The following is a 20807-nucleotide window of genomic DNA, read 5'->3' as shown; positions in this document are numbered from 1 at the left end:
CAATCTGCACCGATCCGACCTCCCGTCATGGAGGACGTGGCCCGCGTGGCGGGAGTCTCCCACCAGACGGTCTCGCGGGTTCTGAACAATCACCCCAACGTAAGTTCCAAGACCCGCGAACGCGTGGAACAAGCCATCACGGAACTTGGCTACCGCCGCAACACGGCCGCCCGCAGCCTGGTGACCCGGCGCTCCCAAACCATCGGAGTGCTCGGCAGCGAAATGGCCCAGTATGGGCCATCCCACACCCTGCTGGGAGTCCAACAGGCAGCGAGGGACGCGGGCTATTTCGTCAGCGTGGCAGCCCTGCGGGAAGTCACGCCGGAGACCATCAAGGACGCCATAGCCCACTTCATGGACCAGGGCGTCGACGGCATTGTGGTGACCGTCCCCCACCCGGGTACGTTTGACGTCCTCAAGGACATCACGTCCCAGGTCCCGCTGGTGGCCGTGGGGTCAATCGGGGATGAACACCTCAGCGGAGCCACCGTTGACCAGCGGCAAGGCGCCCTGCTTGCCGTCCGGCACCTCCTGGATCTGGGACACCAGCGCATCGGACACCTCTCCGGGCCAACTGATTGGATTGATGCCGCTGCCCGGATCGACGGCTGGCGGGACGCGTTGACCGACGCAGGACTTGAGCCAACCACCCTGATCGAGGGCGATTGGAGCGCCGAATGCGGTTACAGGGAAGGCCTGAAAATTGCTGCCGACCGCTCCGTGAGTGCGCTGTTCGTCGCCAACGACCAGATGGCCCTTGGCGTCCTCCGGGCGTTCCATGAAGCAGGGGTTCACGTGCCAAAGGACATCAGCATTGTGGGCTTCGACGACCAACCGGAGTCGGCTTACTTCATTCCCCCGCTGACTACCGTTGCCCAGGACTTTGAGGAACTCGGCCAGCGCTGCATCGGCCTGCTTCTGGATCGCCTGGAAAGTGGCGCGCCGGGCACCCCCATCACGGTGACACCCCGCTTGGTCGTCCGCGAGACCACAGCGCGGCTCAGCAACTAACCCCTCTGGGGGCGAGAGAACAGTGACATGCGCCAGGGAGCCTCTTGACATCAAAGTTGTGAGCGCTAACAATTGCATCAGACCTTCTTCAGTTTTCCACCCCGACCCCCGGCAATGAGGCCCTGGCCAGCCGGATGGAGACCCATGAATACCTCTGAAAACCTCCCGCTCGACGAGCAGTTTGTCATCGGTGTGGATTACGGCACTTTGTCCGGACGCGCCGTCGTGGTGCGTGTATCGGATGGCACCGAGCTCGGAAACGGCGTGTTCGAGTATCCGCATGCCGTCGTGACGGAAAGCCTGCCCGGCAGCAGCCAGCGATTGCCCGCTGACTGGGCGCTTCAGGTGCCCAACGACTACCGCGACGTCCTTCGCAACGCAGTACCGGCCGCCGTCGCCAATGCTGGAATCAACCCGGCCAATGTGGTGGGCATCGCCACTGACTTCACGGCGTGCACCATGGTTCCGACGACGGCGGACGGCACGCCACTGAACGAACTGGAACGCTTCGCGAACCGGCCGCACGCCTTTGTGAAGCTGTGGCGGCACCACGCCGCGCAGCCACAGGCGGACCGCATCAACCAGCTCGCCGAAGATCGCGGCGAATCCTGGCTCCCCCGCTACGGTGGCCTGATCTCCTCTGAATGGGAATTTGCCAAGGGCCTGCAGCTCCTGGAGGAAGACCCGGAAGTCTACGCTGCCATGGAGCACTGGGTTGAAGCGGCGGACTGGATCGTCTGGCAGCTCTGCGGCAGCTACGTCCGCAACGCGTGCACTGCCGGCTACAAGGGCATCTACCAGGACGGACAGTATCCGTCCGAGGACTTCCTGGAAGCACTCAACCCTGATTTCAAAGACTTTGTCAGCGCAAAGCTGGAGCACACGATTGGCCGCCTGGGCGACGCCGCCGGCTTCCTCACCGAAGAAGCCGCGGGATGGACCGGGCTCCCGGCGGGTATCGCTGTGGCGGTAGGCAACGTGGACGCCCATGTCAGTGCACCTGCTGCCAACGCCGTGGAACCCGGCCAGCTCGTCGCGATCATGGGAACCTCCACCTGCCACGTCATGAATGGCGACGTCCTGCGCGAAGTCCCGGGCATGTGCGGCGTTGTAGATGGCGGAATCGTTGACGGCTTGTGGGGCTACGAAGCCGGCCAGTCCGGAGTGGGCGACATCTTCGGCTGGTTCACCAAGAACGGCGTACCGCCCGAATACCACCAGGCCGCAGCAGAGAAGGGCCTGGGAATCCACGGATACCTCACGGAACTCGCAGAGAAGCAGGCCATCGGCGAGCACGGCCTGATTGCCTTGGACTGGCACTCGGGCAACCGTTCAGTGCTGGTGGACCACGAACTTTCCGGCGTCGTGGTGGGCCAGACCTTGGCCACCAAGCCTGAGGACACCTACCGTGCGCTGCTGGAAGCCACGGCGTTCGGCACGCGGACCATCGTGGATGCCTTCCGCGATTCCGGCGTCCCGGTCAAGGAGTTCATCGTGGCAGGTGGACTCTTGAAGAACAAATTCCTGATGCAGGTCTACGCCGATATCACCGGCCTGCAGCTCTCCACGATCGGATCGGAACAGGGCCCGGCTCTGGGCTCCGCCATCCACGCGGCCGTGGCTGGCGGGAAGTACAAGGACATCCGCGAAGCCGCCGCTTCCATGGCTGCGGCCCCCGGCTCTGTCTACACGCCCATCCCGGAAAATGTCGCCGCGTACGAGGTCCTTTTTCAAGAGTACAAAGAGCTCCACGACTACTTCGGCCGCGGGGCCAACAACGTCATGCACCGCCTCAAAGCCATCCAGCGTGCCGCCATCCAAGGCTCGGCAACCCAGGATACAGCGAACCAGACGAACACCCTGGAAGGGGCCAACGCATGAGCGCCCTCTTGGAGACCATCGCGCGGGTCCGCAAGGACGTCTGCGAGCTCCACGCCGAACTGACCCGCTACGAACTTGTCGTGTGGACCGCCGGCAATGTGTCGGGCCGCATCCCTGGCCACGACCTGATGGTCATCAAGCCCTCCGGAGTTTCCTACGACGACCTCACCCCGGAGCTCATGGTGGTCACGGACCTTTACGGCACACCGGTCCGCGGGATCAACACTGGCAGTGGCGGCACCGTCGACTGGGGCAACCCGGACCTCTCACCGTCCTCGGACACCGCTGCGCACGCCTACGTCTACCGGCACATGCCCGAGGTAGGCGGCGTGGTGCACACGCACTCCACCTACGCCACGGCGTGGGCGGCCCGTGGAGAAGAAATCCCCTGCGTCCTCACCATGATGGGCGACGAATTTGGTGGCCCCATACCGGTGGGACCGTTCGCCCTGATCGGCGATGACTCGATCGGCCAGGGAATCGTGGAGACGCTCAAGAACTCCCACTCCCCCGCAGTGCTCATGCAGAACCACGGGCCCTTCACCATCGGCAAGTCCGCCCGCGAGGCGGTCAAAGCCGCGGTCATGTGCGAGGAAGTGGCCAGGACGGTCCACATTTCGCGCCAGCTCGGCGATCCCCTGCCCATTGATCAAGCCAAGATCGAATCCCTGTACGACCGCTACCAAAACGTCTACGGCCGCTAACGCGACGCAGCTTTAGCCCCGCCACCACAACACTTCAGGAGCCCCGAGAATGCCCAACGCCAACAACACCTCCCTCGAACAGTACGAAGTCTGGTTCCTCACGGGCAGCCAGCACCTTTATGGCGAGGACGTCCTGAAGCAGGTCGCAGCGCAATCGCAGGAGATCGCCAACGTCCTCAACGCCAACAGCAACATTCCCGTCAAGCTCGTGTGGAAGCCGGTCCTCACTGATTCCGATGCCATCCGCCGCACTGCACTCGAGGCCAACGCGGACGACGCCGTGATCGGCGTGACCGCCTGGATGCACACGTTCAGCCCCGCAAAGATGTGGATCCAGGGCCTCGACGCCCTCCGCAAACCGCTCCTGCACCTCCACACCCAGGCCAACCGCGACCTGCCGTGGGCGGACATCGATTTCGACTTCATGAACCTTAACCAGGCTGCGCACGGTGACCGCGAGTTCGGGTACATCCAGTCGCGCCTCGGCGTGCCGCGGAAGACCGTCGTCGGGCATGTCAGCAATCCTGAGGTCGCCCGCCAGGTGGGCGCGTGGCAGCGCGCCTCGGCGGGCTGGGCCGCCGTCCGCACCTTGAAGCTGACCCGTTTTGGCGACAACATGCGCAATGTCGCCGTCACCGAAGGCGACAAGACTGAAGCCGAGCTGCGCTTCGGCGTCTCAGTGAACACCTGGTCCGTCAACGAGCTCGCCGAGGCTGTTCACGGCACAGCAGAGTCCGACGTCGATGCCCTGGTGGCAGAGTATGAGCGCCTCTACGAGGTGGTTGCCGAACTGAAATCAGGCGGCGCCCGCCACGAGTCGCTGCGGTACAGCGCCCGCATCGAACTGGGGTTGCGCAGCTTCCTCGAAGCCAACGGTTCCGCAGCGTTCACCACTTCCTTTGAGGACCTCGGCGAGCTGCGCCAGCTCCCCGGCATGGCCGTCCAGCGCCTCATGGCTGACGGCTACGGCTTCGGCGCGGAGGGCGACTGGAAAACCGCCATCCTGGTGCGGGCTGCCAAAGTCATGGGCGGTGACCTGCCCGGCGGCGCGTCGCTCATGGAGGACTACACGTACCACCTGGAACCGGGAAGCGAGAAGATCCTGGGTGCGCACATGCTGGAGGTCTGCCCCTCGCTGACCGCCAAGAAGCCGCGCGTCGAGATCCACCCGCTGGGCATCGGCGGCAAGGAAGACCCCGTCCGCATGGTGTTCGATACGGACGCTGGCCCAGGCGTCGTTGTGGCGCTGTCCGATATGCGCGACCGGTTCCGCCTGGTTGCCAACGTGGTGGATGTCGTCGACCTTGACCAACCGCTCCCCAACCTTCCGGTGGCCCGCGCGCTCTGGGAGCCGAAGCCCAACTTCGCTACCTCGGCGGCTGCGTGGCTGACTGCCGGCGCCGCGCACCACACGGTATTGTCCACGCAGGTGGGCCTGGACGTGTTCGAGGACTTCGCCGAAATCGCCAAGACCGAACTTCTCACCATCGATGAGGACACCACCATCAAACAGTTCAAGAAGGAACTCAACTGGAACGCGGCGTACTACAAGCTGGCCGGCGGCCTGTGAGCGCCGAATTCACGCTGAGCGCGGGCGGTTACACCGCTGTCGTGACCGCCCGCGCCGCTGCGCTTCGTCGGCTGACATTCGATGGCCGGGACCTGGTGGTTCCCTTCCCGGAAGGCGGCCCGATCCCGGACTACCGTGGCATCATCGCCGCGCCGTGGCCCAACCGGATCGCCGATGGCAAGTACAGTTTCGACGGCGTTGATCACCAGTTGCCGATCAACGAACCTGAGCGGGACACCGCGCTGCATGGCCTCGCCTTTCCGCTCGACTGGACGCCGAAGGAGTCCGACGCCGGTTCGCTCACCTTGACGTGCGCGGTGGGACCCACGGCGGGCTACCCGTTCGTCCTGGAGTTGGAGGCACGGTATGTGCTGGACGAGGCGGGGTTGCACACGTCCGTTTCCGCGGTGAACGCAGCCGACATCGATGCCCCCTACGGCGTCTGCCCGCACCCGTACCTGGTAGCGGGTTCCTCGCCACTGGACCAATGGGTCCTTGAGTTCGCCGCCGACTCGTTCCTTGAGGTGACACCGGACAGGCTCTTGCCTGTCGGCGTTGTGCCCACGGACGGCCACGCCTTCGATTTCCGTGCTGCCAAGGCCATCGGCAGCACGGAAATCGATCATGCGTTTACCGCAATAGCGTTCGACGGCGGGCTGGCGCGCCTTTCGCTGCGGGACCCCGCGGGCACCGGCGTCGGAATCTCCTGGGACGAAAGCTGCCCTTGGCTGCAGATCCACACGGCGGATAAGCCGACACCGATCCCCAGCCGCATCGGCTTGGCTGTGGAGCCCATGACCTGTCCTCCGGACGCCTTCAACAGCGGAACGGACCTGATCCGGTTAGAGCCCGGAGCCAGGCACACGGCGTCGTGGAGCATCTACGCGCTGTAGCTGGCCCCGTCAGGCGGATTTACCGGGCTGAGGGGATGTGTTGCAGGAGTCGGACGTCTGCGTAACCATCCTCGATGTCGATGCTGGGCTCGTCGAAGACCCGCACCTGATGGTCACCGGCGTCCCAGGGCGTCCACCCCGGTTGGCCGTCCCGGATGAAGGCCACTGCCGCTCCGTGTACGTCCGCAGCCAAAGCCGAGGGCGGCTCCTCGCCGGCTATCGCGGCCACACGTTCGGCCGTGGTCACATCAAAGAAGAACGGGATATCGAAGCAGTGGCCGGCATCCCCGGTGACCGGTGACCGCCACGCAAAGCGGTAAACCCACGTGGGTGCCGCCGATCCGGCACGAGCCTCGGCAACGTTCAGGGTGGGGGTGCGGAAAATCCTGTCGGAAACGTATTGGCCCACCAGGACCTCGCTCGGAAGCCCGCCGTGGCTTGCCAAGTAGGCCTCGGCTATCTCCGGCGAGGCACCCAACCTTTCCAGCAGTGCCGCGTCCGGCTCCTTGGGCAGCAACGGGCCGGCGCCCGCCGTCGACATATTGAACTCGTGGTCAGTGCAGCCCACCAACAGAGCCTTGTCCGAACCATTCCCCAGGCGCATGGCCTCAACCGTTGGCCCAGGAATAAGAACGCCGTCCACGACGGGCCCAAACACCAGTCCGTCCCGCACGAGGTCAGCGAGTGGCCTGATGGGGTCTGTTTGTTCGGGCGAACTACCCATCCCCGCTACCTCCGCCTGCAGTTCAAGGACGCGCTCTTCGGAAGGTTCCGACAAGCCGGCACGCGTCGCTTCGACTCCCGCCAGCCGGGCCAGGCGGCGGCCAGCGGCCTCCGCCTGGCCCAGCGTCCTCTCGGTGGGGACTCCGGAGAGTGAAATGACCCTCTCGAACAGTGCCCGGGCACGAGACACCGTGAGCAAGGTCATCACCGCTCCCCCTCCAGCGGACTGACCCGCAATCGTCACGCGGGAGGGGTCCCCGCCGAAAGCTTCAATGTTGTCGCGGACCCATTCAAGGGCGAGGATCCAGTCCAGAACGCCCCGGTTGTTGGGTGCGTCCGGAATCCAGCCAAATCCATCGAACCCGAGGCGATAGGAGATGCTGACGGTCACCACACCGTCCCGGTTGAACGCACCACCGTCATACCAGGGGCTCGCCGGCGAACCAGCAATGAAGCCGCCGCCATGGATCCACACCAGCACGGGGAGGCCTTTGTCCCGGTTCCGGGAAGGGCTTGGGGTGAAAACGTTGAGGTTCAGGATGGAATCACCGGGAATGGAGGGCTCGGGAGTGATGATCAGCTCCGAGTCCGGAAGCTTCCTCTGCGGAGTGGCCCCATAGTCGAGGGCATCCCTGACGCCCTCCCACGGCCGGTGCGGCGCGGGCTCAGCGAAACGGAGGTCCCCGATGGGTGGTTCGGCGTACGGTATCCCGAGGAAGGCTGCGGAGCCTTCCCGCCAGCGACCACGGACGGCTCCTGCCGTCGTCGTGACTTCTGCGAACTCCTGGGTAAGTGACGGGGTCATGCGGTGGGGCTCCTATCGGACGCTTTTGATGGGGACAAGCACGACGGCGGCGATCGCCACCGCTGCCATGCCGAAAATGAAGAGGGCGGGGTAGCCGCCAAAAGAACTGATCAGCACACTGGCAACGACCGGACTCATTGCCTGCGGGATGTTGGTGGCGATGTTGAGAATTCCGAGGTCCTTTGCGGCGGCCGTACCGCCACCTGGGAGGACTTCGGTCATCAGGGCCGTGTCGCAGGCCATGTAGAGTCCGAAGCCGAATCCGTTGACGACGCCCATGGCGATCATGCCGGTGATGTTCGGCATGATCACCGGCATCAGCAGTCCCAGCACCATCAATGCGGACGCGACGTAGACGAACACCTTGCGCTTGCCGATGCGGTCACTCCACCAGCCACCCAGCGAAACGGAGATCAGGGTGCTGCCGAGGCCGGCAAGGCTCAGCAGGCCTATGGTGGCGTTGGCTTCTGCGAGCGCCAGGCCGACGTAATCCGTCAGGATGTACAGCTGGAAAGTGAAGACCACGAAGTAGCCAAGGGTAAAGAGGAAGCGGGCCGCGAAGGCCCACGCGAAGTCCGGGTGCCGTCGCGGGCTGATGACGAATCCGGCGAGGAACTGCTTCCACTGGAACGGGGGATGCGTCACGTTCCGGCTGGGGAAGTCGCGGTGCAGCAGGACAAACAGCAGCGCGGCCACCAGGACTGCAATGCCGAACACCGTATAGCCCAGGCCGACATTGCCGGCGAGGTTGCCTGCCAGGATCACCCCGGCAGTGGAGCCGGCCATCGTCCCCACACCGACCATGGACGAGGCGATCCCCCGGCGTTCCCGGGGGAACCTGTCCGGGACAATCGCGGAGAACGGGCCCTGCAAGGCGTTCAGCGACACCTGGATGATCACCCAGAAGCACACTATCCAGAAGATCGATTCGAGGCCGCCGAGTCCCATGAGGAACACCGCGCCGATCGCGGCTCCGATCAGCATCCAGGGCGCCCGCCTGCCGAGCCTGCTCCGTGTCCGGTCACTGAGCGCCCCCACAACGGGTTGGGCGAACAGCGTGAAGAAGAACGAGGTCGTGGAGATGGTGGCGAAGTTGGCTACCTTGTTGGCCTCGTCGATGGCGGCCACCTGGTTTGGCAGAAGCACTGCGATGAGTCCGGAGTAGGTGGCGAACAGGACCATGGAGGTGACGGCCAGCGACGGCAACAGGCCCCTGCCGGCTGGGCGGCTCGTTGCTGTTGCGGGCGAAGACTTGTTGGCAACCTGCGGGGACGGGGGCGGGGAATTGATCTCAGGCAGGGGGAAGGACACGACTCTCCTCATCGAGAAAGTTACGGCGGGATCATCGAAATTCGACGATCACTTGGGATTGAGTATGCGCCGCATCCATAGATAATTCAAGGGTTAAATTAAACGCACTTCCAGTGGCTCATGGAGCAACCGTTTTCTCGATTCCCGAATCGCCCCAACAAGGGTCGCTTCGTTCTCCAGCTGTCCGGCCCGGATAGTGGGCAGGTAACTCCCCGGTGAAGCAGAGACCGGGGCGTGCTCGGCGAAGGAGCGTTCGATCCGGTCAGCCAGCACCGACCAATACCCGCCCAACACCACCGTCTGGGGGTCCAGGGTACGGCTGAGGACGTGAAGGGCCCGCGCAACCCAGTCCGCCGCGGCGTCGAAGGACTCGACCGCCCTTGCGTCGCCGCGGGCAATCCGGTCAGTCAGATCCCCCAAGGCACTGCCCAGGCCCGCAGTTTCCAGTTCTTCGCCCAACCCAGCAGATTTCAGGACGACATCAGGTCCCGCAACCAGGACCAGGCAGCCACGTTGCCCGCAGACGCAGCGTTCCCCCAGGTGGTCCATGGGAAGGTGTCCGAATCCGCCCGCCAAGCCATGAGCTCCCGTGCGGAGCCTGCCGCCAAGAATGATGGCTCCTCCGATTCCCGAATTGCTCTTCAGATAGACCATGTCCCTGATGCCGGGGATCAGATCGAACTCGGCCATGGCCGCGAACCCGGCGTCCGAATGCAAGGAGACACTCCCCGGTAAGCCGGGAACCCGCTTTCGAAGCCCGCCGAGAACATCCACTTCACCCCAGCCCATGTCTGAATCACCGAAAACCACGGGCGGATCACCAAGTACCGGCGCGAAGACCACCACCGTCACATCCACCACGCGCCGCTGCATTCCCCCAGCCGCTGCCACAGCACGCTCCAGCACTGTCGCCAGGACATCAAGCACAGGTTCCGGGTCCCCCATGGGCCGCCCGTGGTGATCAGCGGTGCGGAACAGGACATCCCCGGCCAGGGAGGCAACCACCGCGGTGGCCTCGTCGGCGTCCAGTTGAAGGATCACCAGGGCGACATCGTTGGCGGCCAATTCCAGGAGTGTCTGCGGCCGGCCCTTCCCTCCAGCAGACACAGGTTCCACCTCCCGAATAGTCCCGGCATCCACCAGCAACCGCGTCAGCGCGGTCACTGCGCCCCGCGTCAGCCCCGTCCCTTCGGCTATCTGGCTGCGGGAACTGGGACCATGTTCAACGAGGTGCCCAGCCACCAACTCAAGGTTGTGCCGGCGCACGTCCCCGCTGACGAGTGAATGGGACGAGTCAAATCCCGGACTTCCGGAGGCGTGTGCGTGCGTGACCATGTGGTTAGCCTGCCACAGGATCAGGATTGCCCGCGCAGCCCAACTGGCTGGCAGTAGTGGTTGTTCTGAGGCATCAGAACAACCACTACTGCCAGTTACTTGGGCAGATCAGCCGATCAGGCGGGCGTCCCCCGTCTTGATGGAGGAGGCCGGGAAGCCGTTCTTCACCACGATCTTCTCCAAACTGCCGTCCTGGCGAAGGCTCTCCACGTACTCGTTAAGGGCTGTAACCAACGCGGTGTTGCCCTTGGTCACCGGCAAGCACGTCTGCGGCGGCTCGAGCGATGCCTTGATGGCACTGTCCGGGTCCAGAACTTCGACTTTGAGCCCGTTGCTGTTTTGATGCGCTTCACCGAAACCATCGATTCCAACGTCCAGCCGGCCGGATTTGAGGTCCTGGAACAAGTCCACGGGGGCTTTATAGAGCTGCAAGTCGCCGCCGAGGTAGCTCTTGGCGTCGTCCACCCACACGTTGCCGTTGACAGTCCCTACTTTCTTGCCTTTAAGGTCAGTGACCTTGTTGAGCCCGTCCTTGGAAATCAGCACCATCTGGTCGGTATAGATCGGTTCAGTCAGATCAAGGATGTCGGCCCGAGCCTTGGACCGCCACCAGCCGCCCGTAGCAATATCGGCCCGGCCACCCTGGACCGTGGGGATGACGGCTGCAGCAGCGGCGGACACCGTGGTGATGGAGAGGCATTCCTTTTGGGCAAATCCCGTGAGGATGTCGCCGTCGACTCCCCCGAGTTCATTGCCCTTGAACGTGACGTAGGGCGGCGCTTCATAGACGGCAACCGTCAAGTTGCCCTTCTTGATGGTGCCGAAGTCGGAAGCAGGTTTGCAGTCGGCGGAGACTTTGGATCCGGCAGCTTCGGTGTTGCCACCGCAACCGCTCAGGGCCGCAGCCAACGTCAACGCAGCCACTGTTGACGCAATCATTCGTAGTTTCATGGTGGGTCCTCTGGGTCTATGTTGCCTGGAACGTCAGCGGTGACGGGCCAGGCGATACTCAACGAAGTTGCTCAGGGAACTCGCGGGAATAGTGATCAAGGCGTACATCAAACCCGCGAGGGTAAGGATGCTCAGGTAGCGGAACGTGATGGAGCCGATGGAGTAGGCCTGGCTCATCAATTCCGGCATGGCAATGGTGTAGGCCAAGGAGGTCGCTTGGAACACCATGATCGCGAACCCCATGAGCGGCGGGATGGCGATTCTGATCCCTTGCGGAATCACAACAAATCGAAGGATGTCGCCGCGTGCCATCCCCAAGGCATGCGCTGCTTCCACTTCACCGCTCGGCACGGCCTGCAGCCCGCCTCGCAGGATCTCGCTGGTATAGGCCGCAGTGGTGAAAGCCAGAGCCAGCGATGCTGCCACGAAGGAGGTCAGGGTCATTCCGGCGGTCGGGAGCCCGAAATAGAACAGCTGCAGGACCACGAGGGCCGGGGTTCCGCGGCCCACCTCGATCACGCCAATGGCTACGACACGGACGACTCGTTTCTTTGAACCAGCAGCAAGAGCCAGCACAAGTCCGGCAGGAAGGCCGATCAGCAGCGTTACCAGGGTCAGCTGCAGGCTGACACCGAGCCCGCCCAACAGGTCAGGGAAGTAGTCCACCCAGTCGTTGAAGAACGTCATCGCGCAACCCGCTTTCGGAGCTTGGCATCCAGCAACCGCGTTGCCCACGCACAAGGAATGGTCATGGCCACGTACAGCCCGGCAGCCCAAAGGAAGGGCACGATCGCGTCACCCGTCACCGTGGATTCGTGGCTGGCCCAATAAATGGTGTCCTGGACACCGATGACGGAGGCAACAGAGGAGTCCTTGAGCAATCCGATGGCGAACGTCGCAGCGGCCGGAATGGAGACACGAAGGACTTGGGGGCCAATGATGGTGACCAGGGTGGCCGCATGCGACAGGCCCAGGGCATCGCTGGCTTCCCATTGGCCGTCATGGATGGCCGTCAGCCCACCTCGATAGATCTCAGCCATGTAGGCAGAGGAGACCAATCCGAACCCGATGACGGCGGCCGCGAAGGAACTCAGTTCAATGACACCAGTACCTACACCGAAGTAGATGATGAAGAGCCAGGCCAGCGGCGGGATCCCGCGCAGCAGTTCGATAAGGGCGCGGGCAGTAAACCGCACCAAGGCAAGCCGCGACCGGCGCGCAAGGACCAACGGTATACCGCCGATGGCGCCGAACAGTAGCGAGGAGAGTGTCAGCAGCAGCGTCATGGAGACGCCCTGTGCCACCACTGAGAGGTGTTCCATGTCAGCGCTCCAGAACTGCGCGAAGGAACTTCCGCGTACGGTCCATGGCGGGTGCGGTGAACACGTCCGCGGGATCGCCCTCTTCGAGGATGGCTCCCTCTGCCATCACCACCACACGGTCCGAAACATCCCTGGCGAACTGCATCTCGTGGGTGACCACCACCATGGTCATTCCTTCAGCCGCCAGCTCGCGCATCACCGCCAGCACTTCGAGACCCACTTCCGGGTCCAGCGCCGACGTAGGTTCGTCGAAGAGCATCACGCGGGGGTCCAGGGCCAACGCCCGTGCAATGGCGATGCGCTGCTGCTGGCCTCCGGAACAACGGCTGGGATATTGCTGGGCCTTGTCGGCCAGTCCCACCCTTTCCAAAAGCTTCATGGAGCGGGCGTCTGCTTCCTGCCGGCTCCGCCCGAGCACACGCTCCTGGGGGAGCGAAATATTCCGCAGAACCGTCATATGCGGAAAGAGGTTGAAGGACTGGAACACCATTCCGACGTTGCGGCGCAGACGGACCAGGTCCTTGTGGCTGATCTGGGTTCCGGCATCCACATGGTTGCCTTCCACCGTGATCCGACCGCGGTCGGGGACCTCCAACAAATTGATGCACCTCAGCAGGGTGCTCTTGCCGGCACCGCTGGGGCCGATGATGGCAATCACCTCGCCTTCCCGAACGGACAATGACACGTCGTTGATCACTGTGTGATCCCCATACTTCTTGACCACTGACTCAAGGGATATGGCGATCCGATCCTGCTCGGTGTCTTCATGCATGACTGACTCGTTCCTGACTTGTGTCATTGGCTCAAGGTGGCGCTGGACCCCGCTGCCGGCGCACCGGCGTCGAAACCCTTACCCAACGCGTTCAGCGCGAAGGAGGCGACGTCGAGGATCGGCACATCGGTGTACTTGCGGATTTCCTGGCGGAATTCGGGCAGCAGGGTGCATTCGAGGACCAGGACGCCGATGTTCGCAAGGCGTCCGCCGGGGCCGAACTCACGCTTGGCAACAGCAGCTACGCCTTCCTTCAGCAAGGCCTGATCCCAGCCGTTGCCCAAAGCGTGGTCGTTGGTCAGCATCGTGGACCAGCCGGGCTCGGCTTCCATGCCTGCGATCACCAGTCGCGAGGACAGCACGTGGTCTCCGAGGAGCTTCGAGGCGAGCGACTCGGAAACCGTCAACACACCGATGTCCTTGCTTGTCAGCACTGAGGCGATGGGAAGCAGGTCCAATCCGCTGGTGATGACGTTGGCTGTTTGGCGCATGTCCTTGCGGGCGTAGAAGAAGAACCCGCAATCCGTGATGACCAGGGGGCAGTGGGCCAGCTTTTCGCTGGCGGACCAGAAAGCCTCAATGGCTTCAGGTTCGCCATTGACCAACGGTTCCACACGGGCTCCGCGGGCCACGGCATAGGCAACGGGAAGACCTTGCCAACTGGCAGGGTTCTCGAAGAAGCCCACCGGGTTGTCGCTGATGCCCGAGGCATCCGGGGTGAGGCACTCGATGTAGTCCACGGGATAGGAATCGAGGTCGCACAGGATGACGCCAAGTTGGGGCTTGACCTCAGACACCGGGGGCCTCCCCCGCATCGGTACCGTCGAGCACTGCCTGGGCGCCGCCGTCGAACGCTTCAATGCGGGTAGCCGCGCTGCCCACGATAGCGACGGCATTAACTTCCACGCGAATGCCGGGGAGGTTGAGTTCTTCGCCGATCAGGATGCCTGTGGCGGTGGGGCCTGGGGCGGGGAAGTAGCTGAAGCGGATGTCGTACGTGCGCTGCCATTCTTCGTAGCTGAGTTCGCCGGCGTAGAAGGTGTTGAACTGGACCACGTCGCCCATGGTGCCGCCGAGGTTTTCGATGACCCGTTTCAGGGATTCCATGACGTTCTTGCACTGGGCCACGATGTCGCCGGGGTTATTGACGTTGCCGTCCGCATCGAGGTCTTCCTGGCCGCCGACGTAGATCATGTCCCCCACGCGGATGCCGTGGCTGTGGTTGATCTTGAAGTGGCCCGGCACCTGCCAGTGTCCGGGAACCTCTGCGAAGCGTCGTTCGAGGGTGGTCATTTTTTCGTTCTCCTTTGTGGTGATCGTCACTGATCACTACAAGCATGGAGCGAGAAAAAGGGGTTAAGGCCGGCTTCAGGACGATGTTTACTGGCGCTGCCACAAGAGATTCTTTTACTGCCGCTTAACCCACGACGGCGGCGCTCGGCTTACGCGGCGGCTCTACCCAGGAGGTTGTGGATTTCATCCAGAACGGCCTTCACGATGGGGCGTTTGGCGTCGCTGCTCCGTGTCACGGTGAGCACCCGGCGCTGGATGCGTGGCTTGTCGAAGGCATGGATACCAACGGGCGCCACTGTGCTGTCGATGGAGAGCGGAGGAAGCAAGGAGATTCCCCGCCCCCTCGATATCGACTCAACCAACAGCAGAAGATCGTCCACGCTCCATCGGATGTTGGGCTCAAAACCCTCGTTGCGGCACGCATACCGGACCGCTTGCCCGCAGGCACCGGCTTCCGGCGTCAGGACCCAGTCCGCGTTCTTGAGGTCTGCCAGCTTGAGCCGTGGGGGCACCACATAGTCAGGCGGAGTGACCAAAACCAGCGGCTCGCTCATGACTTCCCGGGTGACCAGATAGTCCGGAAAGGCCATGGGCACATTGTCGTAGAGGTCGACGATGGCAATGTCCAGCGCGCCGTTCAACAACTGTTCAATGCTGTCCACCGGCTCCACGACGTTGACGGTCAGTTCGACGTCGGGGACGGTCACCTCGAGCTTTTCGGCCACCGGCAGAAGTACTGTCCGCGCAAGCGAAGGAATGGAACCTATCCGTACCCTGCCGGCGAGTTCGCCGCTGAGCTGGTCCATTTCAGCGCGGGTAACTTCCAGGAGCCGGACCACGGCACGCGCGTGCTCCACCAGGATCTCGCCGGCACCTGTCAGGCCGACACCTCGTGACGAGCGGTCCAGGAGCTGGACACCCGCCTCGCGCTCCAAGACGCTGATCTGTTGCGAAACGGCGGACGAGGTGATGCCAAGGACGCGGGCCGCGCCGGCCAGCGATCCTTGCCGTGCAACCTCGCTGAGGAGCCGCAGTCGTGAGACGTCCGGGAGGGGCTTTTCGGTCATGATCACATTCTTACATGATTAGCTATGCTTAACACCTAACTGGATGTATCTTAAGTTAAACAACACGCCACCTGCGGAACAACGAAGTTCCGAATGGCCCCAAACACTTCCCATCGTGAAAGGACGCCACGTGGTCACCGTGGAAACACATCCTCGCCTTACCGGCATCCTCGGCGCCACCGAATCCCTGGCGCGAAACATCACAAGCACCGTTGAAGGACTGAGCACAGACCTCCGGGAACTCAGCCACGGCATCCACGGCATAGCCGAGATCGGCTTCGAGGAGCGCCTGTCAGTGGCCTTCGCGGCCGAATTCCTGAGGTACCGGGGTTTTCCGGTCCAAGTGGGCCGCTACGGACTTCGCACATCGCTTCGCGCCGAGGCTGGATCCGGCTCCCCCAAGGTAGCCGTCCTCGCCGAATACGACGCCCTCCCTGAGGTTGGCCATGGCTGCGGCCACAACGTGATCTGCGCGGCGGCGGTTGGGGCCTTCCTCGGCCTGGCTGCCCACGTGCAGGAACTCGGCGGTTCCGTGGTGCTCATCGGCACGCCGGCCGAAGAAAACGGCAACGGCAAGGAGCTGCTCGCCCGCGCCGGCGCCTTCGACGACATCGACGCCGTGGTGATGCTGCACCCGTTCACCGGAGAGTACGAGGTCGCTTCGTTTGCCTCGCTGGCGGTCCGGGATGTCGAAGTGACCTTCCACGGCGTAGCTGCCCACGCCTCGTCCGCCCCGCACATGGGCCGCAACGCGCTCGACGCCGTAGTCGCCGCGTACCAAGGAATAGCGGCCCTCCGCCAGCACATACCTGTGACGGACCGCTTGCACTGCCTCATTAACGAGGGAGGCACCGCGGTGAACGTCGTCCCGCACCTGGCGCGCGCCGTCGTCGAAATCCGCTCATTGGACCCCGAGGGGTTGATCGATCTTTCGCAGAAGGTGCAAAACGTCCTGGAGGGTGCCGCACTCACGACCGGCACCCGGCTGGAAACTAACTGGGACCCCTTCCCCGCCTACCTTCCCGTGCGCAGCAACAACGCGCTGGCCGCCCGGTACCACTCCCGCATGTCGGCGCGTGGCAGAGCCATCACCCTGGAGACCGAACTGGTTGGTGGCGGCTGGTCTACGGATCTGGGAAATATCAGCCTCCGGATCCCGTCCATCCACCCGACCGTGAGCATCTCGAAAGCTACGGCTGTGATGCACACTGTCGAGTTTGGCCAGCACTCCATCAGTCCCGTGGGGGACGCCGCCGTAGTGGATGGGGCCGTGGGGTTGGCGCTGACCATGGCCGACTACCTCGCCGATGCCCAGCTGCGGGAGCAGGTCCGCCTGGATTTCGAAGCGGCCGGTGGCGCCCTTGACGTGGAGCGGCTACTCACGCCGCCATCAGGAGAATAGCCAGGCCATGCTGAATCCCGTCCACCTGCACACACTGTCCGTGGTCCTCCGGACAGGTTCATTCGCCGATGCAGCTCGCGAGATCGGCTACACCGGTTCGGCCGTGTCGCAGCAGGTAGCTGCACTGGAACGCGCCGTGCAGGCACCGCTTGTGGAACGCGATGCCCAAAGCATCCGGCCAACGGAAGCCGCGAAGTTTCTTGCCTCCCGGGCACATGACATCATTCACGCGCTGAGTGCACTGGAAGACGACATGAGGGGCTTTAGCAAAGGAGACTACGGACTGATGCGGCTGGGCGCCTTCAGCACCGCGAGCCAGCGACTGCTTCCCGGCGGACTGGCGTCCTACCTGCGAAGGCACCCCAATTCGAGCGTGGAATTGGAAGAGAGCGGGCCAGCTGAGCTCGCAGCCATGATCCGCGACTCCGCCCTGGATGTTGCAGTGGTGTACCACTACGATCTTGTTCCCCAGAAATGGCCGGCGAACGTGGTGGCCGTGCCCTTGTTGGCCGAGGACCTGGTACTGCTTCTCCCTGGGAACCACCGGCTGGCAGGCGCAGAAACCATCACCGTCCAAGACCTGGCGGAAGAAAGTTGGGTCTCCACCAAGGAAGACTCGTCCGGCGATGCATGCGTGAGGCACCTGTGCGCCGGCGCTGGATTCCAGCCCCGCGTCGCAGTCCGCAGCAACAACTACGACGCCATCCGCGGCATGGTCCGTTCAGGGCTGGGCATAGCCCTGGTTCCTTCCTTGGACCATGTGCCCACGGACACGGTCATTGCCACGAGCATCAGCGGATGCACCGCCCGGCGGTACGTATCCGCGCTCCGGCACAAGACGCAGGCCGGCGTTTCCATCACGAGCTTCCTGCAATGCCTGGGACGCGCTGCGGACAAACTGGCCGCGTCCCACACCGGAATTGTCCGTCAGACGAAGCAGCCCGAGGCGATGGTGCCGATGGGTTACCTTGCCGGTCTCCGCGCGTCGTAATCCTCCCAACTGGGTCGCAGCAGAGCGCGTCATGACCGCTCAAGTCGCCCATGATTTCGACTTAGTCGGGTGAGCCGCCAGTGCTTTGCCGCACCACGAGCTCGGGCGTGAAGACCACGGCCCTGTGCTTGGTTCCGCCGCTGTCCTGCTCCTCCGCGAGCAACTCGATCGCGGTCCGGCCCAGCGCCTCGGTGGGCTGGCGGATGGAGGACAGGGGAACCACAGCGGAGATGGCGAAGTCGATGTCGTCGTAGCCGATCAGGGCAATGTCCTCGGGAATGCGGACCGTCCGCAGCATGGTCAACGACTGCATGAGGCCAAGCGCCAGGAGGTCGTTGGAGCAAAAAGCCGCTTCGGGCCGCTTCTCCGGGTCCCGCTCCACCAGCTTGTTGCCCACTTGCCGTCCGGCCAAGACTGTCTGACCGGCGGAGTCAAGGACTTCGATGGTGGCACCGGGCACTTCGGCAACAGCACGTTGCGCACCCTTGAGTCGGTGCGCCACCTGACGGATGGAGGGGGTGCCAACAAAAGCCAGACGACGGCGGCCCGTGTCCAGCAGGTGCTTGGCGGCCAGATATCCCCCGGCGTCGTCATCCACGGAGACCGAGCTGCAGCGGTTCTCATCGGCGAGTTGGTCCACCAGCACCGTGGGGACGCCACGTTCGCGAAGGGTGTCGATACGTTCGGTCACGTCGCCGACGGGCGAAATAAGCAGGCCTTGAACTCGCTGCTCCTGGAACAGGTCCATGTAGTGCGCCTCGCGAGAGGTGTCCTGCCCGCTGTCACCAACAAGCACCACACTGCCCAGGGCTGCGGCAGCATCCTCCGCAGCGCGGGCGACGGAGGAGAAGAAGGGGTTCCCGACGTCCAGCACAATGAGGCCGATGGTCCTGCTCTGGCCCGCGCGGAGTTGGCGGGCAGCGTCGTTGCGCACGAAGCCGAGTTCGGCAATGGATTTAAGGACGCGCTCCTTGGTTCGCTGCGAAACGCGGTCCGGGTAATTCAGCACGTTGGAAACAGTTCCCACGGCTACCTGGGCGTGGGTGGCAACGTCTTTGATGCTGGCTGTCTGGGACATGCTTTCCGATCTCCGATGGCTGACGTCAATGTGCTGGAAACGCCTTGACACCCTCCCGTTTCCGAGGGTAATTTGAATCGTAACAAATGAAACGATTCAAAGACGAGTAACCCTGGAGATCCGCACATGAGGGTATGTTTCCGCTCTTCCGTCCAGCCGGAACTGATGGACGAGTACAAGGAGCGCCACGCCGCCGTATGGCCGGAAATGCTGCTGGCATTGAAGAACGCCGGTTGGAACAACTACTCGCTGTTCCTCGGTTCCGACGGCCAACTCATCGGCTACCTGGAATGCGAAGACTACGCAGCAGCGCAGGCCCACATGGCCCTGACTGACGTCAACGCCCGCTGGCAGGCCGAGATGGCAACCCTGTTCGCAAACAGCAACGTCCCTCCGGACCAGGGCTTCGAGATCGTCGAGGAAGTTTTCAACCTTGAGGACCAACTGGCCGCTGCAGGCATCGTCACAGATGCCACCGGCACCACACACATAGACAAAGACTCAGCCCACGAATACCAAAAGGAACAAGCATGAACACCACAGAATCGGCCCTGGGCCGTCTCGGGGAATTGGCCATTGAAGTGCCGTCCTGGGCCTACGGTAACTCCGGGACCCGGTTCAAGGTCTTCGGCACCCCCGGTACTCCGCGCACCGTCCAGGAAAAGATCGCCGACGCTGCCAAGGTCCACGAGCTCACCGGCCTTGCTCCCACCGTGGCCCTTCATATCCCGTGGGACAAGGTGGATGACTACGCCGCCCTGCGCGAGTACGCCGCTGGTTTGGGCGTCGGACTGGGCACGATCAACTCGAACACGTTCCAGGATGACGAGTACAAGTTCGGCTCCCTAACCTCGTCCAACGAGTCCGTGCGCCGCCGGGCGATCGACCATCACTTGGAGTGCATCGAGATCATGCACGCCACGGGTTCGCGCGATCTCAAGATCTGGCTGGCCGATGGCACCAACTACCCGGGCCAGGATGACATCCGCGGCCGCCAGGACCGCCTGGCTGAGTCGCTTCAGGAGATCTACGCGGGCTTGGGCGATGAGCAGCGCCTGGTCCTGGAGTACAAGTTCTTCGAGCCGGCTTTCTATCACACCGATGTTCCGGACTGGGGCACGTCCTACGCGCAGACCCTTGCCCTGGGCGAGAAGGCCTTTGTCTGCCTGGACACCGGCCACCACGCCCCTGGCACCAACATCGAGTTCATCGTGATGCAGCTCCTGCGCCTGGGCAAACTGGGTTCCTTCGACTTCAACTCCCGCTTCTACGCCGACGATGACCTGATTGTGGGCGCGGCTGATCCGTTCCAGCTGTTCCGCATCATGCACGAGGTCATCCGTGGCGGCGGCTTCGGGAAGGATTCCGGCGTCGCCCTCATGTTGGACCAGTGCCACAACCTGGAAGAGAAGATCCCGGGCCAGATCCGCTCGGTGCTGAACGTCCAGGAAATGACGGCCCGCGCGCTGCTGGTGGACACCGCCGCACTCAGCGAAGCCCAGCGCGCCGGGGACGTCCTGGCCGCCAACGGCATCTTCAACGATGCCTTCTATACCGACGTCCGCCCGGCCCTGGCCGAGTGGCGCGAATCCCGCGGCCTGCCCGCCGACCCGATGGCCGCCTACAAGGCCAGCGGATACCAGAAGAAGATCAACGAGGACCGCGCAGGCGGCCAGCAAGCCGGATGGGGCGCCTAAG

Annotated in this window: 20 protein-coding genes; 9 read left to right on the top strand and 11 right to left on the bottom strand. The window is 63.4% G+C overall.

Annotation, left to right across the window (positions count from 1 at the left end; genetic code table 11):
* Nucleotides 1-27 precede the first annotated feature (27 nt).
* The 5 genes from FQP90_RS07775 to FQP90_RS07755 all read left to right on the top strand — a co-directional run bounded on the left by FQP90_RS07775 (nucleotide 28) and on the right by FQP90_RS07755 (nucleotide 6059).
* Nucleotides 28-1011, top strand: coding sequence for a LacI family DNA-binding transcriptional regulator (locus FQP90_RS07775; protein WP_144649487.1), 984 nt, complete (start codon nucleotides 28-30; stop codon nucleotides 1009-1011).
* 144 nt (nucleotides 1012-1155) lie between these two features.
* Nucleotides 1156-2892 carry a ribulokinase gene (gene araB, locus FQP90_RS07770; RefSeq protein ID WP_144649164.1) on the top strand — a complete coding sequence of 579 codons (1737 nt, stop codon included), beginning with the start codon at nucleotides 1156-1158 and terminating at the stop codon, nucleotides 2890-2892.
* Nucleotides 2889-3596, top strand: a complete 708-nt coding sequence (locus FQP90_RS07765; RefSeq protein WP_144649163.1) for an L-ribulose-5-phosphate 4-epimerase — start codon at nucleotides 2889-2891, stop codon at nucleotides 3594-3596. Before araB ends, FQP90_RS07765 begins: the two co-directional genes overlap by 4 nt.
* A 49-nt stretch (nucleotides 3597-3645) precedes the next feature.
* Entirely contained in the window at nucleotides 3646-5166 is a 1521-nt protein-coding gene (araA, locus tag FQP90_RS07760; RefSeq protein WP_144649162.1) for an L-arabinose isomerase, read from the top strand.
* Complete coding sequence (locus FQP90_RS07755) at nucleotides 5163-6059, top strand: aldose 1-epimerase family protein (RefSeq protein ID WP_144649161.1); 897 nt, start codon at nucleotides 5163-5165, stop codon at nucleotides 6057-6059. Before araA ends, FQP90_RS07755 begins: the two co-directional genes overlap by 4 nt.
* 19 nt (nucleotides 6060-6078) lie before the next feature.
* Here the strand turns inward: FQP90_RS07755 and FQP90_RS07750 are convergent, their stop codons facing one another.
* The 10 genes from FQP90_RS07750 to FQP90_RS07705 form a co-directional block, all read right to left on the bottom strand.
* Entirely contained in the window at nucleotides 6079-7587 is a 1509-nt protein-coding gene (locus FQP90_RS07750; RefSeq protein ID WP_144649160.1) for a carboxylesterase/lipase family protein, read from the bottom strand.
* A gap of 12 nt (nucleotides 7588-7599) precedes the next feature.
* Nucleotides 7600-8898: an MFS transporter gene (locus FQP90_RS07745; protein WP_144649159.1), complete on the bottom strand. Its 1299-nt coding sequence runs from the start codon at nucleotides 8896-8898 to the stop codon at nucleotides 7600-7602.
* 93 nt (nucleotides 8899-8991) lie between these two features.
* Nucleotides 8992-10233, bottom strand: coding sequence for an ROK family protein (locus FQP90_RS07740; protein ID WP_144649158.1), 1242 nt, complete (start codon nucleotides 10231-10233; stop codon nucleotides 8992-8994).
* Nucleotides 10234-10341: 108 nt separating this feature from the next.
* Nucleotides 10342-11184, bottom strand: a complete 843-nt coding sequence (locus FQP90_RS07735) for a substrate-binding periplasmic protein (protein WP_144649157.1) — start codon at nucleotides 11182-11184, stop codon at nucleotides 10342-10344.
* Nucleotides 11185-11217: 33 nt separating this feature from the next.
* Nucleotides 11218-11871 (bottom strand): amino acid ABC transporter permease, encoded by a 654-nt coding sequence (locus FQP90_RS07730; RefSeq protein ID WP_144649156.1) that lies wholly within the window; start codon nucleotides 11869-11871, stop codon nucleotides 11218-11220.
* Nucleotides 11868-12506, bottom strand: a complete 639-nt coding sequence (locus FQP90_RS07725) for an amino acid ABC transporter permease (protein WP_144649155.1) — start codon at nucleotides 12504-12506, stop codon at nucleotides 11868-11870. The genes FQP90_RS07730 and FQP90_RS07725 overlap by 4 nt, the downstream gene beginning before the upstream one ends.
* A gap of 1 nt (nucleotide 12507) precedes the next feature.
* A complete protein-coding gene (locus FQP90_RS07720; protein ID WP_144649485.1) occupies nucleotides 12508-13278 on the bottom strand; it encodes an amino acid ABC transporter ATP-binding protein in 771 nt (256 codons plus the stop codon).
* A gap of 23 nt (nucleotides 13279-13301) precedes the next feature.
* The gene (locus FQP90_RS07715; protein WP_144649154.1) at nucleotides 13302-14075 is read right to left on the bottom strand and encodes a hypothetical protein; all 774 of its coding nucleotides are present in this window, start codon (nucleotides 14073-14075) and stop codon (nucleotides 13302-13304) included.
* Nucleotides 14068-14571 carry a Rid family hydrolase gene (locus FQP90_RS07710; RefSeq protein ID WP_144649153.1) on the bottom strand — a complete coding sequence of 168 codons (504 nt, stop codon included), beginning with the start codon at nucleotides 14569-14571 and terminating at the stop codon, nucleotides 14068-14070. Before FQP90_RS07710 ends, FQP90_RS07715 begins: the two co-directional genes overlap by 8 nt.
* A 149-nt stretch (nucleotides 14572-14720) precedes the next feature.
* The gene (locus FQP90_RS07705) at nucleotides 14721-15638 is read right to left on the bottom strand and encodes a LysR family transcriptional regulator (RefSeq protein ID WP_144649152.1); all 918 of its coding nucleotides are present in this window, start codon (nucleotides 15636-15638) and stop codon (nucleotides 14721-14723) included.
* A 115-nt stretch (nucleotides 15639-15753) separates the two neighbouring features.
* On the opposite strand from FQP90_RS07705, the gene FQP90_RS07700 reads away from it, so the two are divergent.
* Together FQP90_RS07700 and FQP90_RS07695 are read left to right on the top strand one after the other, a co-directional pair.
* Nucleotides 15754-17040, top strand: coding sequence for an amidohydrolase (locus FQP90_RS07700; protein WP_244296589.1), 1287 nt, complete (start codon nucleotides 15754-15756; stop codon nucleotides 17038-17040).
* Nucleotides 17041-17047: 7 nt separating this feature from the next.
* Entirely contained in the window at nucleotides 17048-18031 is a 984-nt protein-coding gene (locus FQP90_RS07695; RefSeq protein WP_167510435.1) for a LysR family transcriptional regulator, read from the top strand.
* A gap of 61 nt (nucleotides 18032-18092) precedes the next feature.
* Here FQP90_RS07695 and FQP90_RS07690 read toward each other — a convergent pair whose 3' ends face one another.
* Complete coding sequence (locus FQP90_RS07690; RefSeq protein WP_144649149.1) at nucleotides 18093-19109, bottom strand: LacI family DNA-binding transcriptional regulator; 1017 nt, start codon at nucleotides 19107-19109, stop codon at nucleotides 18093-18095.
* 126 nt (nucleotides 19110-19235) lie between these two features.
* Here FQP90_RS07690 and FQP90_RS07685 point away from each other — a divergent pair, with 126 nt between their 5' ends.
* Complete coding sequence (locus FQP90_RS07685) at nucleotides 19236-19643, top strand: L-rhamnose mutarotase (protein ID WP_144649148.1); 408 nt, start codon at nucleotides 19236-19238, stop codon at nucleotides 19641-19643.
* Nucleotides 19640-20806, top strand: a complete 1167-nt coding sequence (gene rhaI, locus FQP90_RS07680) for an L-rhamnose isomerase (RefSeq protein ID WP_144649147.1) — start codon at nucleotides 19640-19642, stop codon at nucleotides 20804-20806. The genes FQP90_RS07685 and rhaI overlap by 4 nt, the downstream gene beginning before the upstream one ends.
* Nucleotide 20807: the final 1 nt, after the last annotated feature.

It is taken from the genome of Paenarthrobacter nitroguajacolicus (assembly GCF_007786235.1).
GTDB lineage: Bacteria > Actinomycetota > Actinomycetes > Actinomycetales > Micrococcaceae > Arthrobacter > Arthrobacter nitroguajacolicus_A.
This window is presented reverse-complemented; position numbering and strand designations above follow the sequence as displayed.

Coding starts and splice junctions, on each gene's coding strand:
- FQP90_RS07775 (WP_144649487.1), top strand. CDS start 28: ATGGAGGACGTGGCCCGCGTGGCGGGAGTCTCCCACCAGACGGTCTCG.
- araB (WP_144649164.1), top strand. CDS start 1,156: ATGAATACCTCTGAAAACCTCCCGCTCGACGAGCAGTTTGTCATCGGT.
- FQP90_RS07765 (WP_144649163.1), top strand. CDS start 2,889: ATGAGCGCCCTCTTGGAGACCATCGCGCGGGTCCGCAAGGACGTCTGC.
- araA (WP_144649162.1), top strand. CDS start 3,646: ATGCCCAACGCCAACAACACCTCCCTCGAACAGTACGAAGTCTGGTTC.
- FQP90_RS07750 (WP_144649160.1), bottom strand. CDS start 7,587: ATGACCCCGTCACTTACCCAGGAGTTCGCAGAAGTCACGACGACGGCA.
- FQP90_RS07740 (WP_144649158.1), bottom strand. CDS start 10,233: ATGGTCACGCACGCACACGCCTCCGGAAGTCCGGGATTTGACTCGTCC.
- FQP90_RS07735 (WP_144649157.1), bottom strand. CDS start 11,184: ATGAAACTACGAATGATTGCGTCAACAGTGGCTGCGTTGACGTTGGCT.
- FQP90_RS07730 (WP_144649156.1), bottom strand. CDS start 11,871: ATGACGTTCTTCAACGACTGGGTGGACTACTTCCCTGACCTGTTGGGC.
- FQP90_RS07725 (WP_144649155.1), bottom strand. CDS start 12,506: ATGGAACACCTCTCAGTGGTGGCACAGGGCGTCTCCATGACGCTGCTG.
- FQP90_RS07720 (WP_144649485.1), bottom strand. CDS start 13,278: ATGCATGAAGACACCGAGCAGGATCGGATCGCCATATCCCTTGAGTCA.
- FQP90_RS07710 (WP_144649153.1), bottom strand. CDS start 14,571: ATGACCACCCTCGAACGACGCTTCGCAGAGGTTCCCGGACACTGGCAG.
- FQP90_RS07705 (WP_144649152.1), bottom strand. CDS start 15,638: ATGACCGAAAAGCCCCTCCCGGACGTCTCACGACTGCGGCTCCTCAGC.
- FQP90_RS07695 (WP_167510435.1), top strand. CDS start 17,048: ATGCTGAATCCCGTCCACCTGCACACACTGTCCGTGGTCCTCCGGACA.
- FQP90_RS07690 (WP_144649149.1), bottom strand. CDS start 19,109: ATGTCCCAGACAGCCAGCATCAAAGACGTTGCCACCCACGCCCAGGTA.
- FQP90_RS07685 (WP_144649148.1), top strand. CDS start 19,236: ATGAGGGTATGTTTCCGCTCTTCCGTCCAGCCGGAACTGATGGACGAG.
- rhaI (WP_144649147.1), top strand. CDS start 19,640: ATGAACACCACAGAATCGGCCCTGGGCCGTCTCGGGGAATTGGCCATT.